This is a genomic window from Rubritalea squalenifaciens DSM 18772, from assembly GCF_900141815.1.
GTDB lineage: Bacteria > Verrucomicrobiota > Verrucomicrobiia > Verrucomicrobiales > Akkermansiaceae > Rubritalea > Rubritalea squalenifaciens.
The window spans coordinates 1,009,193-1,021,041 of record NZ_FQYR01000002.1 but is presented as its reverse complement, the minus strand read 5'-3'; the positions used below and the strand labels follow the sequence as shown (position 1 = coordinate 1,021,041).

Here is an 11,849-nt window from a genome sequence, read left to right as displayed (position 1 = left end):
TTTCAAAAGACTGTCTTTCGTTAGGTTTGTTTAGCCAGCAGTGTCTTCCCCTAGCTATCATCAAGCAAGCACGGATTCACACCCGTCCACAGGCATAACGCAGCACACTCAGGCAGTACAAGGTGGCTGTCTCTACCCGCAAGACGATGTTACCCAGCGACACAGGCTCAAAGCCTCCGCTGATGGCAGCATCATACTCAGGCTGGGAAAAGTCCCCTTCTGGCCCGATTAAAAGTTCTACATCCCCAGTAGCTGAGGCATCATTCAGAACTGTGGCCATTTCACGGCTGCGTGGGTCCAGCGCAGCTACAATACTCAGACTGGATCTCTGGCTATTCGCTAACCAGTCTGGAAACTTCCTGATCTCAGCCACCTCTGGCATCCAATCTTGGCCACATTGCTTGCAGGCTTCCAGGGCTACGCGCTGCCATTTCTGGCGCTTCTTCTCATCCGCTTTAACCACTGTATTTTCAGTTACCAGCGGTTGGATAGAGCTGACACCAAGCTCCACCGCCTTCTGAACGATGAGCTCCATATTCCCGCCTTTGGGAATCGACTGACACAAGGACAGCTGCAATCCGCGAGGAGAAAGCTTTTCTTCACCCTGCTTTTCTATGACGACCGCCTCTTTGGAAGCAGAGCTGATCACGCCCTGCACACTGCGCCCCTCGCCATCAAAGACGATCACCTCATCACCAGCCTTCTGCCTGAGCACGCGCACGCAGTGATGCGCCTCGTCCCCTTCCAGGGTAAGGATATCGCCTGACCATTCGGAGGCCGGCAGATAATAGCGGTTCAGTGAGTTCATGGCGAAAAAATAGCTGCCTGACTCGCAGGCAGCTACTCTAAAATGGTTTGGTTCTCTGAAATTCCAGATCTTAGAAATCGAAGAATTTCTTCGCTTTCTCGAAGAAGGATTCCTGCATCGGAGAGTTTTCTTCACCGATAGACTCGGTGAACGCTCTCAGCTTGTCCTTCTGATCAGAATTCAGCTTGGTAGGCACTTCCACCTGCACGGTCACATGCAAGTCACCCTTATAGCCGGATGAGAGATCTGTGATACCTTTACCACGGAGGCGGAAGGTAGTCCCCCCCTGAGTGCCCGCCGGGATCTTGATGGAGGACTTGCCCTCCAGAGTAGGCACCTTCAGTTCACCGCCGAGAGCAGCCACATTGAATGGCATAGGCACTTCACAGTGGAGGTCGGCACCATCGCGCTCGAAGACATCGTGCTCCTTGACGTTGATGAACACATAAAGATCACCCGCTGGGCCACCTCTCAGACCAGCATCACCATTGCCAGAGGAGCGCAGGCGCGTCCCGGTATCCACACCTGCAGGGATGCGGATCTTGATACGTGTCTTTTCTTCCACCTTGCCTTGTCCATGACAGGAGTCACATGGATCTGAAATCGTCTCACCTGCACCACGGCATTCAGGACAGGTGGTCTGCTGTACAAAAATGCCAGCCTGACGAGTCACCACACCTTGTCCACCACAGGTCGTACATGTCTTGACCCCAGAGCTATTGTTGGAGCCCTTACCACTACACTTGCGGCAGGTGACATCCTTTTCGATCTCAAGCTCCTTCTCAACTCCTTGAGCGGCTTCCTCCAGAGTGATCTGGAGATCATAGCGCAGATCGCTACCCGGCTGCTTCATGGAGCCACGGCGACCACCGCGTCTTCCACCACCACCGCCGAAGAACTCTTCGAAACCGCCACCGAAGGCACCGCCGAAGACTTGGGAGAAAATATCTGAGGCATCGTGGAAGCCACCATAGCCGCCGCCACCGCCGCCCATGCCACCTTCGAAGGCAGCGTGACCGTAGCGATCATAAGCAGCGCGCTTGTCCTCATCACTGAGCACCTCGTAGGCCTCACCGATTTCCTTGAACTTGGCCTCAGCCTCGGCATCGTCCGGGTTTTTGTCCGGATGGTATTTGATCGCCAGCTTACGGTAAGCCTTCTTGATCGTCGCTGCGTCTGCATCTCTGGAGACGCCAAGCAAGTCGTAGTAATCCGCCTTAGCCATTACTGAGCAGCCTCCTCTTCTTGAGATTCTTCAGCCCCTTTGGAAACCACCACATTGGCTGGACGTACCAAACGGTCACCCATCTTGTAACCCTTACGCATTACACGAAGAATTTTGCCTTCCTCCAGCTCAGCGCTGACTTCTTGGCTCATCGCATCATGCAGGTTCGGATCGAAATCACTTCCTACGATGACAGGCACCTCCTGGACACCTTGACCTTCTAGGAAGCCTTCCAGCTGCTTCTGCACCATCTGCATACCCATGTAGATCATGGAGCCGCTGTCTTTCTCTGCAGCTTGCATACCCATCGCAAAGTTATCGAGCACCGGGAGAAGCTCTTCAATGAGGCGCTGATTGCCGTAGCGGATGGAATCCTGCTTTTCGCGGGCCATACGCTTGCGGAAATTTTCTAGATCGGCGGCAGAGCGGAGAGCGGCTTCCTTCCACTTCAGAACTTCCGCTTCGAGAGTCACGACCTCATCCTGCTCCTCTTGCTCGATAGCTTCCTCGAGCTCCTTCTCAATCTCCTCGTTGATCTCATCCAAAGTTTTACCAGAGTCATCGACCGTCTGGCCGGAAGTCTCCTGCTCCACGGACTCATCTACGAGTTCCTCTTCAGATACTTGGGAATTATCCTTCTGCATGGCGAAACTCATACCCACTGAAGGGCCAACGTCAACCCCCATAAAATGCATATTCCCTACGAAATGTTACCAAAAAGACTTGTTCGTCTCACAGCTAGCCCCTACTTCGCAGTCAGATGCGCTTCCTCGCGACAAGATTACTGTGCTTGATCGCAGCCTTCACCTTGGTTGAAGGACCTACGGTGACGTACCAAATCTGGGCCTGGGCCAACATGCTCAACGAGCGTATCCCTGAGAGAGGCGTTGCCGATGCCGTGGACTCCACCTTCAGCGGTGAAGAGCCTTGTGAGCACTGTAAGAGCATTGCCAAGCATGAGGCAGAGAAAAAGCGCAAGGAGGCCCCTGTGCCTGAACTCACTCCACTTGCCAAGGCGGTCTCTGCGACCAGCCGCCCTGCCAAACTCACGCCCCCCAGCGCCACTCGTCTCCCCTTCCTGAGAATTGATTTGCTTCTGCTAAATCAGTTCCAGCCAGAACTTCCATTTCCTCCTCCGGATTTCGTCTGATTCATCACAGCTAATCAACAGCCCCATCAGGCCTAGAGCCTGAAACTCCATCTTTGAGCCACTTTCTGAGGCTCATGATGAATCTGACCGTGGACCAAGCATCCACACCCGCGCACTTGCGCAACCGTGTGCCTACTTCTCAGGCACTGCGGAATCCTATCTATTTAATTAAGAGAAATGAAACAAATCGCTATGGTAGCCCTCGCTACCACCCTCGTTACTGCCGCTCACGCCCAAGACAGCAAGAATCCTCTGAGCTGCTGCATTCCGGTTCAGACATCCGCCCGCCCAGACGCCCACGCCCCTATCGGAGTCATGGGTGACCACGTCCACAAACAGGGGGAATGGATGTTCTCCTACCGCTATATGTTCATGGCCATGGATGGCCACCGTGACGGCAACAACTCCCTCACCTCCAGCGAGGTCTACGACAGAGGCTACACGGGAGCGGGCACCAGCATGGACATGCAGATGCACATGCTCGGCATCATGTATGCCCCTACCGACAAACTCACCCTGATGAGCATGTTTAACTACGTCCGCAAAGACATGGATATGGACATGGCTCCCATGATGATGGGCGGCATGCACTCCATGCATTCCATGAGCCACAGCGGCAGCCACTCCAGTGAAGGCCTTGGAGACACCTCCCTCACTGCCCTCTACAGCCTCTACTCGGATAACACCCAGAGCCTGCACCTGACACTCGGTCTCGTACTCCCCACTGCTGACGTGGATGAAAAACAGGATGGTATGTACCTACCTTACGGCATGCAGCTTGGCGGAGGCACCTGGGATGGCATCCTCGGGCTGACCTACCAGCAACACCTCGAAACCTTCTCCTGGGGTGTGCAGGCAAGCACCCGCACCGTTCTTGAGGAAGACAATGAGAGTGGCTTTGCCTATGGTGACAGCTACAGCCTGACCTCATGGATCGCCACGCCTGTCACAGAGTCACTGAGTCTCTCCGCCCGTTTGAACTACAGTTATCAAGAAGACATCCAGGGCCATTATAACGGCATGCACCATCACTCGGCCCCTCAGCATTTCCAAGAAAACTACGGCGGTCATGTGCTGGAAGCTGGCCTTGGCGCTAACTTCATCTTCCAGGAAGGAAGCTTCAAAGGCCATCGCCTAGCGGTAGAGGCGCTCATCCCAATCTATCAAGAAGCCAACGGCATCGGCATGAACCGCGAGTTCAGCGTGATGCTTGGCTGGCAGAAAGCCTTCTAGGCCCCAGAGGAAGTATCTTCCTTTTCTGGCGCGCCTTCTTCCACCTTTGGAGGAGGCGCGTCATTCACTCTGACCGCGTCGCCCAAGTGATCCGGCGTCACCAATCCTGCTGACAGAATCATTTTGGTAGCCCTCTCGATGCTCATATCACAGGGGATCACCTTGTCATCGTCCACGATGAGCATGAAACCCGTCATGGGGTTTGGGCTAGTGGGAATGAAGACAGAGGTCACATCATTCCCCTTTTGTTCATCATGGAAATTTCCTGTCACAAAGCCGATCAGGCGGCATCCTGGACTTGGATACTCGATATAGACTACGCTCTTGAATTTACGGTCATCCCCTAGACCTCTCACCGCGTCGACGAACTGCACCAAGGCTGAGTAGATAAATCCTATGACGGGGATCTTCTGCACCAGCTCGTTCATCCAGTGAAGGACACGCTTGCCGGGCTTGTTGAGCACGGCGATCCCCACCAAAGCCGTCAGAATGATCGGTAGTAGGAAGCGCAGCAAATTCGAGCCATAGAAATCGACGTGCCAGGTTTCGTAGGCTTTGGGTTGGCCTATGAGCAGACTCACAAACTTCATCACCCCCAAGATCATCAGGTCTCCAGCCTTGAGCATGATACGGTACACGATCACCAGCAGCCAGATCGTGCCTATGAAAGGCACCAATGCAGCCAGACCTGCCAGCAGACTGCGGCCAGTATTCTTGACCTGATCCATGGATGGACCATCAAAGGTATGATGCTTTTCAGGATCTTTATTCATGTGTGCTCTACAAACGTCTATTCGTTCACTTCCTTAGCATAGATCTCTTCATCCCCGATGCTCCATACCCGGTATTTGACCAGAAACCCTTCTGGCACGTAAACCACGATAGGAAGTTTGCTATTGTAGCGAATCAGGTAATCATGAAGTGCATCCACGAACCGTTCCTCCATCTTACCACCGCCACGGCGAGTCTGGATAATGCGTCCGTCTGACTCAAACTTGTACATGGGAAAGCCCCAGCCCTTCAGAGTCTCCTCTTTGATGTCGCCCATCATCCTGGCCATATTGGCACTATCGACCATAGCCTTCTTGCCAATCAGCAGCTGCACTTTATGCGTTTCTTCCTTCTCCAGCTTAGGCAGGATGATCACCTGTCGCGTATAGCCTTTTTCAGGTTGGGGGTACTTCTTCAGATCCAGATCATCCGCTTGGGAAACACCTAACACAGCGACAAAGAGAGACAGGAAAACGACGAGACTTTTCATAGTACTATACTGAACTCAAATGCGGCCAAAATCAAACCAATACCCACCGCTCAGCCAAGACTATGCATCATCGTGGGTCTTTTGCTCGCGCTCACCCGCCAGCTTGCGGGGAATGTTCTGCCAGTTCTTCCAGAGCTGAGCCAGGCCACCCACCGGTTCTTTGGGAGCCAGCACCTTGAGCTTCTTGGAGGCAGGAGTGAACTCCACTGTGTGGCAACGCCCGACATATTCCCCATCCACCTCAACAGGGACTTCCCTATCAGAAACTACCTTGAAGTCGTCTGCATGCAGGTACTCCACAGATGAACCCACCAAGTCCAAGACTCCGGCCAGTCCCTTCAGCGAGTCCAAGACAAACTTGTAGCCCGACTCCTTGAAGACAATCAGGTCTAACATGTCATCACAGTTATCAGCTTTGGGGAAGAGCTTCACCTGACCTCCATAGAGAGACCCGTTGCCGACCAAGACAGCCACACCATCAATCTCTCTACCATCCTTAAAGATCACCCTCATTTTCGGAGGGGTATCACCAAGCAACTTCACCGCAGACATCAAGTACGCCAGCGGCCCAAAAACCTTCTTCGACTCATTGGTCGTCTCTTCGATAACCTGCGCGTCAAAGCCTACACCCGCCATCTGAACGAAGGGCTTGCCATTGGACTCAAACAAATCGACCTCGCGCATATTTCCTGCACGAATGACTTCCATCGCCTTGTTCAAGTTGGAACTCTGTAAATTAGGAACAGGGATACCAATTTCACGGGCAAACACATTCATTGTGCCCGCAGGAAGCACTCCAAGAGCCGTATCCGACCCAGCTAAACCCTGAACGACAGCATTCAAAGTACCGTCGCCACCGGCAGCCAAAACTACAGGTTCCCCCTTGTCAGCAAACTTTGATGCCAAGTTGCGCGCATCATCTATATCTCTGGTGGCATAGAGGACAAAATCCTTCGCGTGCTCCATGATAAAACTCAAAGCACGTTTACCCTTCTGACTACGAGCATTCGGGTTAAACAACAAAGGATATCGATGTTCCTCCTCCATCACATTCATATTTCTAGCAGTTATGCGCCTGGCTTCAATCCGAAAGCACGCAATCTTTCGTCCACCAGCTTCTGAGGCATACCTACGACATTGGAGTAATCTCCTATCAGTTTTTCGATAATCATTTCTCCATGCTCCTGGACCGCATAGGCCCCAGCCTTATCCATCACATCGACCTTGCGCATGTATTCACGGATCGTTTCATCATCGAGTTCCTTGAACAGGACCTTGGTCACTTCATGAAATCTCACCTCTCTTCCATGCTCACAAAGGCACATCCCGGAACACACTGAGTGCTCTTTGCCCGAGAGCCGGCGCAGCATTTCTACAGCCTCTTGCTCAGACTTCGGTTTTCCGAGAGGAGTTTCATCAATATATACTAGGGTATCACCCGCCAGCACCACAGCATCTGGATGCATCTCCAGCACCGCTCTCCCCTTAAGAGCCCCATTCAGCTCACACAGCTCTACCAGTTCCATCTCGTGGTCATGCACTTCCTCTGCTGGGGAAAGCACTACCTCGAATTGGTAACCTAGCTCACCGAGCAGTTCTTTTCGTCGCGGCGATCCAGATGCAAGTATCAGCTTCTTCATGCTCCGCACCATAGCGGCTGAGGCACCTCAGTCAATATCCACGACATCGCCTTCCTTGCTCACATAATGAGTGACTTCGACCCTGCAAAAGGAACACACCACTCCCTGCTCTACCCCGGACCCACGTGATTCCACCTGACAGACATCCAGAAAAATATCCCCACCACAACGAGGGCAGAAAAATACTCTGGAGAACATGATCTCAGCGACCGGTCTGACGAGAAACACCGCCAGAATGAGCCCCAAGGCCGCCCAGCCGTTCACCAAGCCAGCACTCCAGAAGACAATCGAGCCTCCCAGAGCCACCATCAGCGTGATCTTCCAGCTTGAGTGCACCCGGCGCCGAAGGTAGGCGTAGTGCAGCACCTCGCTTTCTTGCTTCTTGAATCTCTTGGCCATCTAAACACTCACCCCCAAACTTTTTGCCACCTCATCCACCGCATCCAAGAAGCAAGGATATTTGGGTTTCCACCCTAGCTTAAGCATGCGCCCGTTACAGACAGCCTTATCAGACCACCCTCGCTTGAGATTGGTATTGCGCGGCCCGCTGGGTGGCATGGGTCTGTCAAAATGGTCCGCCAGATAACTATAGACTTGGCGCTGCCTCATCGGACGCGAGTCACAGAGATTGAAAATCTTCCCGTATACTTCGGTCCCAGCCGCCAACAAATGATAGCACCCACTGGCCGCATCCTGATGATGGGTATGGTTCATCCAGCGATTGCCATCTTCCTCCATGACCGCCTCTCCAGTCAGGAAGCGCTTCAGCAGATAAGAGCGTCCATTGCCATAAACCCCTGCTAGACGCACTACAATCCCTCCGGCGTCCAAAACAACCTGTTCGGCCTCACGCAAAAGATCTCCGGTCTCACGTCCCGGCTCCGCGGGACTCTCCTCAGTCACTACAGAACCATCCGTCTGACCATAAACCGAGGTACTGGAGGTAAACAGCAGGGGCAAACCGGAGAAAATCTCTACCAGATTCTTGCATCCATTCAGATAAACAAATCGATAGCTATCCACTCCTCCCCCTCCAGCACTAGCGCAATGAAGGAGGTGCGTGGGAATCTCGATCCGCTCCTTCAATGCCCTCAAAGATTCTGGATTAGACACATCAGCCACCTCATCTGCATTACCACTGCGAGAAACCGTAGTCACTTTCCAGCCGTAGTCTCGGAAGAGATCCGCCGCCACCTTACCCACAAATCCGTTTCCTACTAACAACAGGTGCTTCATCTTACTTGGTATGTTCAGTATAATATTCCACTAGGCCTTCTGTAACCGCATCCACATACTCTCGATAGATAGATCGGCGTAGTTGCCCGTTCACATAGCGCAGACCATCATAATCCCCCATCTGCATTCTTGCATAAGAATCCTTACCATTCATCAGATACGGTTCATAAAAAAGCACCGGACATTCATAAAGTCGGTTCGCTATCAGATTACGCGCCCACAGATAAGGGTTACCGTCCACATTAACCGCACGTGTCGAATTTGGTTCGTACTGATAGGGTGGCAGGCCAGCCTCTTGGACAAAGGCGTTCGCTGCCGCATGAGCTAATTTAGCTTCCTCCTGGTGAATGCCTTGGAGGATTTTCAAGATCATGATGAAGCGCTCATCCTCATGCTCCACCTCACCTGCAGTGTAGGCCCCATTCAGCAGCATGTGGAAATGCTCTTGCTCGAATAAGACAGGGTTCGCTGGGTCAGGCTGAGCATCCGCATTGAAATGGATACAGAGCACGAGATCAGGCTTGAAGGCGTAATTGACGAGTCTTGCTCTGGCTCTGATCTCACCGACTCGATAGAACATACGGTCAGCTTCCCGTTTCACGGACTCTTGAGTTGAGAGTCCCTTGTTGTGCTCCAGCTTTGAATAGGCGTAGTCCTGGTATTGCTCTACCCGGAAAGGATTTACTGGCTCGGTCTTCTCTCTAACCAGATTCACAATAGCCCCTAAAGCCTCCAACTGGTCTTTGAGAGTATTCGCCACCGTGAGAGTCATGTCCCCCTCTTGGACAGGCGCGGCATTTTCATTCAGCAAGAATCTCCGTTGCTCCAGCGCGGCATAGTTGCCACCAATGTGGCCAGGATCAATGGCAATCCGCAAACCCGCCAGTGGCCTGTCACTCGGAGTATCGGCGAGTTCCTCACGTGTTCGCCAGTAGCGTGGCACCTTCTTGGACTCACCTTCCTTCTGGAAAAACAATTCATATTTCTGACTCTCATCCTGATTGTCCGTGCGGATCACCGCAGAGTCTTCACCAATGGCAATCCAGTTTTTCCAGGTATCTCCCACCGTAAAGACCTCCGTCAGCAAGTGGAGAAACTCGTCCTTCCTGATTGCTTCCTGATAGGGATCCAGCTTAGTCCAATCTGGTTTCTCCCCAAGATCGGAGAGTTCCTCGCTGTAGGTCAACGGAATCTTCAGCGGGGGAATCTCCCCCTCTTTATCCACCTTGGGCACCGGGACATTCATCACTTCTTGATCCTTTTCCTGCTTTTCCACCTCAGCGAAATGTGGAACCGTAGGATCCTTACTCGGCGTCATGAGCATCTGCACCACAAAGGCCACGCCAATAGCAAAAATGATCAGCGGCACTTCGAGGGCTAGGTTTCTTCCGGATTTATTCATGGGATTTATTGAACGCGCGATAACGTTTCTAGCTGGTTTCTGTGACTTGTCTATGCTTGGCTAAACTTCGTCACCAAGCAGCCCGATACGGACTACACACCCAAACTAAGACCAAGTCACGAAATGCGCATTCTTTTTTTAGGCGATATTGTCGGAGAACCCGGCAGAAAAGCCGTTATCAAGCATCTGGCCTCTATCAAACAAGACCATGCGATCGATTTCTGTATCGTCAATGGCGAGAATTCAGCAGGTGGCCGCGGCATCAACCAAAAGATCGCCTCTGAATTGTTCAAGGCGGGGGCCGATGTAATCACGACGGGCGACCACGTCTGGGATCAGAGAGAACTTGCCGACTACATCAAAGACCAACCCAACCTTCTGCGCCCGATCAATTACCCGGGTGACGCTCCCGGGGAAGGGCTTGTGGTCCAAGACTCGGACTTCGGAAAAATTGCCGTCCTGAATGCCCAGGGTCGTACCTTCATGGCCCAGAGTCTGGAGAACCCGTTCACAGTGCTTGAGGACACCATCGACAAGCTCCTCGCAGACGGGGTCAAAATCATCTTCCTCGACTTCCATGCGGAAACCACCAGCGAAACCATCGCCATGGGTTTCCATCTAGATGGCAAAGCCTCTGCCGTCGTAGGCACACACACCCACGTCCAGACGGCTGACGAACGTATTCTCCCCAAAGGTACCGCCCACCTGACCGATGCCGGTATGTGCGGCCCAGAAATTTCCGTACTCGGACGGACTGTGGAATCCGTCGTCTTCCGCTTCAAGTCCAGCTTGCCAACACGCTTCCCTGTCGCCAAAGGACCCGTGCGTCTTTGCGGCTGTATCGTAGATGTCGACCCGGCCACCGGACACGCCACCAAGATCGAGCGCTACAGCCGCCTGCTTGAACCATCAGAAATGTAAACTGCATGAAACGCTTCCTCTTTATCACTTGCGCATTCCTCATCAACATTGCTTATGTTGGAGCACAGCAGGTCGAGGAGAAAGTCGACTTCAGTAAGCTCAAACACCCATTAAAGCCGTTCCTCTGGAAAGTGGAGGGCAATGGCCTCAAGAAGCCGAGCTACCTGCTTGGCTCAGTGCACCTAGGTGACCCACGACTACTTAAGTTACATCCGGCTGCCGAGAGGGCCTTTCTCCAGGCAGACACTCTGGCCACAGAGGTAACTTTTGAGAATAATCCTCAAGAAGCTGAACAGAAAGATGAGCCAAACATCACCAGAAAGAGCCAATTTAACCTTAAAGCAGATCTAGGACTCGACCTCTACAAAGACGTCAGCAAAGAGCTCAATACCATTAGCCCAGATCTCGACATCTCCTTTTATGAGACCAAGCAAACCTGGTTTCTTGTCCTCACTCTTCCCTGCATGGAGAGCCTATTGAGCCACCACACCTTCATGGATGAACATCTCGCCAAACGGGCCACCAAGCTCTCCAAGCCTAATTGGGCACTAGAGCCCGATGGAGACTCCATGGACGGGTACAAAGAGCTCAGCGTTTTGGAGGTTCGACAGGCTCTACGAGAATATTTGGCCATGCAAAACGCGGCACGTTCACGCGGTAAGACTCTGGATCAGGAAATAACAGAGGCCTACTTGCTAGGCACCAAGAAGGCTATGGATGAGTTTAACAAACGTATGGAGCCCCACCAAGTCACCTCCAAAGAGCTCACCGAAAAATTGGACCGTGAAATGGACAGGCGCGACCAAGTGATGGTCAAAAGCATCAACAAGAAGTTTCGCTCACACCCAGACCAGTCCCACTTCATTATCGCTGGTTGTGCTCATTTTTTGGAAAGAGAGAGGAATATTCTCAAGCTACTCCGGGAGCAAGGCTACACTGTCAGCCGTATCCTCAAGTGACCTATTCTATTGCG

General features: G+C 52.6%; 14 protein-coding genes. 4 read left to right on the top strand and 10 right to left on the bottom strand.

Translation table 11 applies throughout. The features are described from left to right. Window positions 1-76 precede the first annotated feature (76 nt). The 3 genes from BUB27_RS04730 to grpE all read right to left on the bottom strand — a co-directional run bounded on the left by BUB27_RS04730 (window position 77) and on the right by grpE (window position 2,689). Window positions 77-808 (bottom strand): 16S rRNA (uracil(1498)-N(3))-methyltransferase, encoded by a 732-nt coding sequence (locus BUB27_RS04730; RefSeq protein ID WP_143158384.1) that lies wholly within the window; start codon window positions 806-808, stop codon window positions 77-79. A gap of 70 nt (window positions 809-878) precedes the next feature. Next, on the bottom strand, window positions 879-2,033 hold the full coding sequence (gene dnaJ / locus BUB27_RS04725; protein ID WP_143158383.1) for a molecular chaperone DnaJ: 1,155 nt from the start codon (window positions 2,031-2,033) through the stop codon (window positions 879-881). Continuing rightward, the gene (gene grpE, locus BUB27_RS04720; protein ID WP_159434807.1) at window positions 2,033-2,689 is read right to left on the bottom strand and encodes a nucleotide exchange factor GrpE; all 657 of its coding nucleotides are present in this window, start codon (window positions 2,687-2,689) and stop codon (window positions 2,033-2,035) included. The genes dnaJ and grpE overlap by 1 nt, the downstream gene beginning before the upstream one ends. A gap of 134 nt (window positions 2,690-2,823) precedes the next feature. On the opposite strand from grpE, the gene BUB27_RS04715 reads away from it, so the two are divergent. Continuing rightward, the gene (locus tag BUB27_RS04715; protein ID WP_159434806.1) at window positions 2,824-3,183 is read left to right on the top strand and encodes a hypothetical protein; all 360 of its coding nucleotides are present in this window, start codon (window positions 2,824-2,826) and stop codon (window positions 3,181-3,183) included. Window positions 3,184-3,360: 177 nt separating this feature from the next. Beyond that, on the top strand, window positions 3,361-4,416 hold the full coding sequence (locus tag BUB27_RS04710) for a transporter (protein WP_143158380.1): 1,056 nt from the start codon (window positions 3,361-3,363) through the stop codon (window positions 4,414-4,416). On the opposite strand, the gene BUB27_RS04705 is transcribed toward BUB27_RS04710, so the two are convergent. From BUB27_RS04705 to BUB27_RS04675, 7 genes are read right to left on the bottom strand one after another with little or no spacing between them, the layout of a single operon-like run. Continuing rightward, the gene (locus BUB27_RS04705) at window positions 4,413-5,189 is read right to left on the bottom strand and encodes a DUF502 domain-containing protein (protein ID WP_143158379.1); all 777 of its coding nucleotides are present in this window, start codon (window positions 5,187-5,189) and stop codon (window positions 4,413-4,415) included. The two genes, BUB27_RS04710 and BUB27_RS04705, sit on opposite strands and share 4 nt — an antisense overlap. Window positions 5,190-5,206: 17 nt before the next feature. After that, the gene (locus BUB27_RS04700) at window positions 5,207-5,677 is read right to left on the bottom strand and encodes an ecotin family protein (protein WP_143158378.1); all 471 of its coding nucleotides are present in this window, start codon (window positions 5,675-5,677) and stop codon (window positions 5,207-5,209) included. Between the two features lie 60 nt (window positions 5,678-5,737). Next, window positions 5,738-6,724: a diacylglycerol/lipid kinase family protein gene (locus BUB27_RS04695; protein WP_143158538.1), complete on the bottom strand. Its 987-nt coding sequence runs from the start codon at window positions 6,722-6,724 to the stop codon at window positions 5,738-5,740. Window positions 6,725-6,744: 20 nt separating this feature from the next. Beyond that, window positions 6,745-7,317, bottom strand: coding sequence for a Maf family protein (locus tag BUB27_RS04690; protein WP_159434805.1), 573 nt, complete (start codon window positions 7,315-7,317; stop codon window positions 6,745-6,747). A gap of 27 nt (window positions 7,318-7,344) precedes the next feature. Then, the gene (locus tag BUB27_RS04685) at window positions 7,345-7,716 is read right to left on the bottom strand and encodes a hypothetical protein (RefSeq protein WP_143158376.1); all 372 of its coding nucleotides are present in this window, start codon (window positions 7,714-7,716) and stop codon (window positions 7,345-7,347) included. Then, window positions 7,717-8,553: an NAD-dependent epimerase/dehydratase family protein gene (locus BUB27_RS04680; protein ID WP_143158375.1), complete on the bottom strand. Its 837-nt coding sequence runs from the start codon at window positions 8,551-8,553 to the stop codon at window positions 7,717-7,719. Window position 8,554: 1 nt separating this feature from the next. After that, window positions 8,555-9,955: an N-acetylmuramoyl-L-alanine amidase gene (locus BUB27_RS04675; protein ID WP_143158374.1), complete on the bottom strand. Its 1,401-nt coding sequence runs from the start codon at window positions 9,953-9,955 to the stop codon at window positions 8,555-8,557. Window positions 9,956-10,078: 123 nt separating this feature from the next. On the opposite strand from BUB27_RS04675, the gene BUB27_RS04670 reads away from it, so the two are divergent. After that, window positions 10,079-10,876, top strand: a complete 798-nt coding sequence (locus tag BUB27_RS04670) for a TIGR00282 family metallophosphoesterase (protein ID WP_143158373.1) — start codon at window positions 10,079-10,081, stop codon at window positions 10,874-10,876. A 5-nt stretch (window positions 10,877-10,881) separates the two neighbouring features. Further along, complete coding sequence (locus BUB27_RS04665; protein ID WP_143158372.1) at window positions 10,882-11,835, top strand: TraB/GumN family protein; 954 nt, start codon at window positions 10,882-10,884, stop codon at window positions 11,833-11,835. Window positions 11,836-11,849: the final 14 nt, after the last annotated feature.

Excerpts from the sequence above, each read along its gene's own strand:
- BUB27_RS04690 (WP_159434805.1), bottom strand. The coding sequence starts at position 7,317 with ATGAAGAAGCTGATACTTGCATCTGGATCGCCGCGACGAAAAGAACTG.
- BUB27_RS04695 (WP_143158538.1), bottom strand. The coding sequence starts at position 6,724 with ATGGAGGAGGAACATCGATATCCTTTGTTGTTTAACCCGAATGCTCGT.
- grpE (WP_159434807.1), bottom strand. The coding sequence starts at position 2,689 with ATGAGTTTCGCCATGCAGAAGGATAATTCCCAAGTATCTGAAGAGGAA.
- BUB27_RS04730 (WP_143158384.1), bottom strand. The coding sequence starts at position 808 with ATGAACTCACTGAACCGCTATTATCTGCCGGCCTCCGAATGGTCAGGC.
- BUB27_RS04705 (WP_143158379.1), bottom strand. The coding sequence starts at position 5,189 with ATGAATAAAGATCCTGAAAAGCATCATACCTTTGATGGTCCATCCATG.
- BUB27_RS04685 (WP_143158376.1), bottom strand. The coding sequence starts at position 7,716 with ATGGCCAAGAGATTCAAGAAGCAAGAAAGCGAGGTGCTGCACTACGCC.
- BUB27_RS04665 (WP_143158372.1), top strand. The coding sequence starts at position 10,882 with ATGAAACGCTTCCTCTTTATCACTTGCGCATTCCTCATCAACATTGCT.
- BUB27_RS04680 (WP_143158375.1), bottom strand. The coding sequence starts at position 8,553 with ATGAAGCACCTGTTGTTAGTAGGAAACGGATTTGTGGGTAAGGTGGCG.
- BUB27_RS04700 (WP_143158378.1), bottom strand. The coding sequence starts at position 5,677 with ATGAAAAGTCTCGTCGTTTTCCTGTCTCTCTTTGTCGCTGTGTTAGGT.
- BUB27_RS04710 (WP_143158380.1), top strand. The coding sequence starts at position 3,361 with ATGAAACAAATCGCTATGGTAGCCCTCGCTACCACCCTCGTTACTGCC.
- dnaJ (WP_143158383.1), bottom strand. The coding sequence starts at position 2,033 with ATGGCTAAGGCGGATTACTACGACTTGCTTGGCGTCTCCAGAGATGCA.
- BUB27_RS04675 (WP_143158374.1), bottom strand. The coding sequence starts at position 9,955 with ATGAATAAATCCGGAAGAAACCTAGCCCTCGAAGTGCCGCTGATCATT.
- BUB27_RS04670 (WP_143158373.1), top strand. The coding sequence starts at position 10,079 with ATGCGCATTCTTTTTTTAGGCGATATTGTCGGAGAACCCGGCAGAAAA.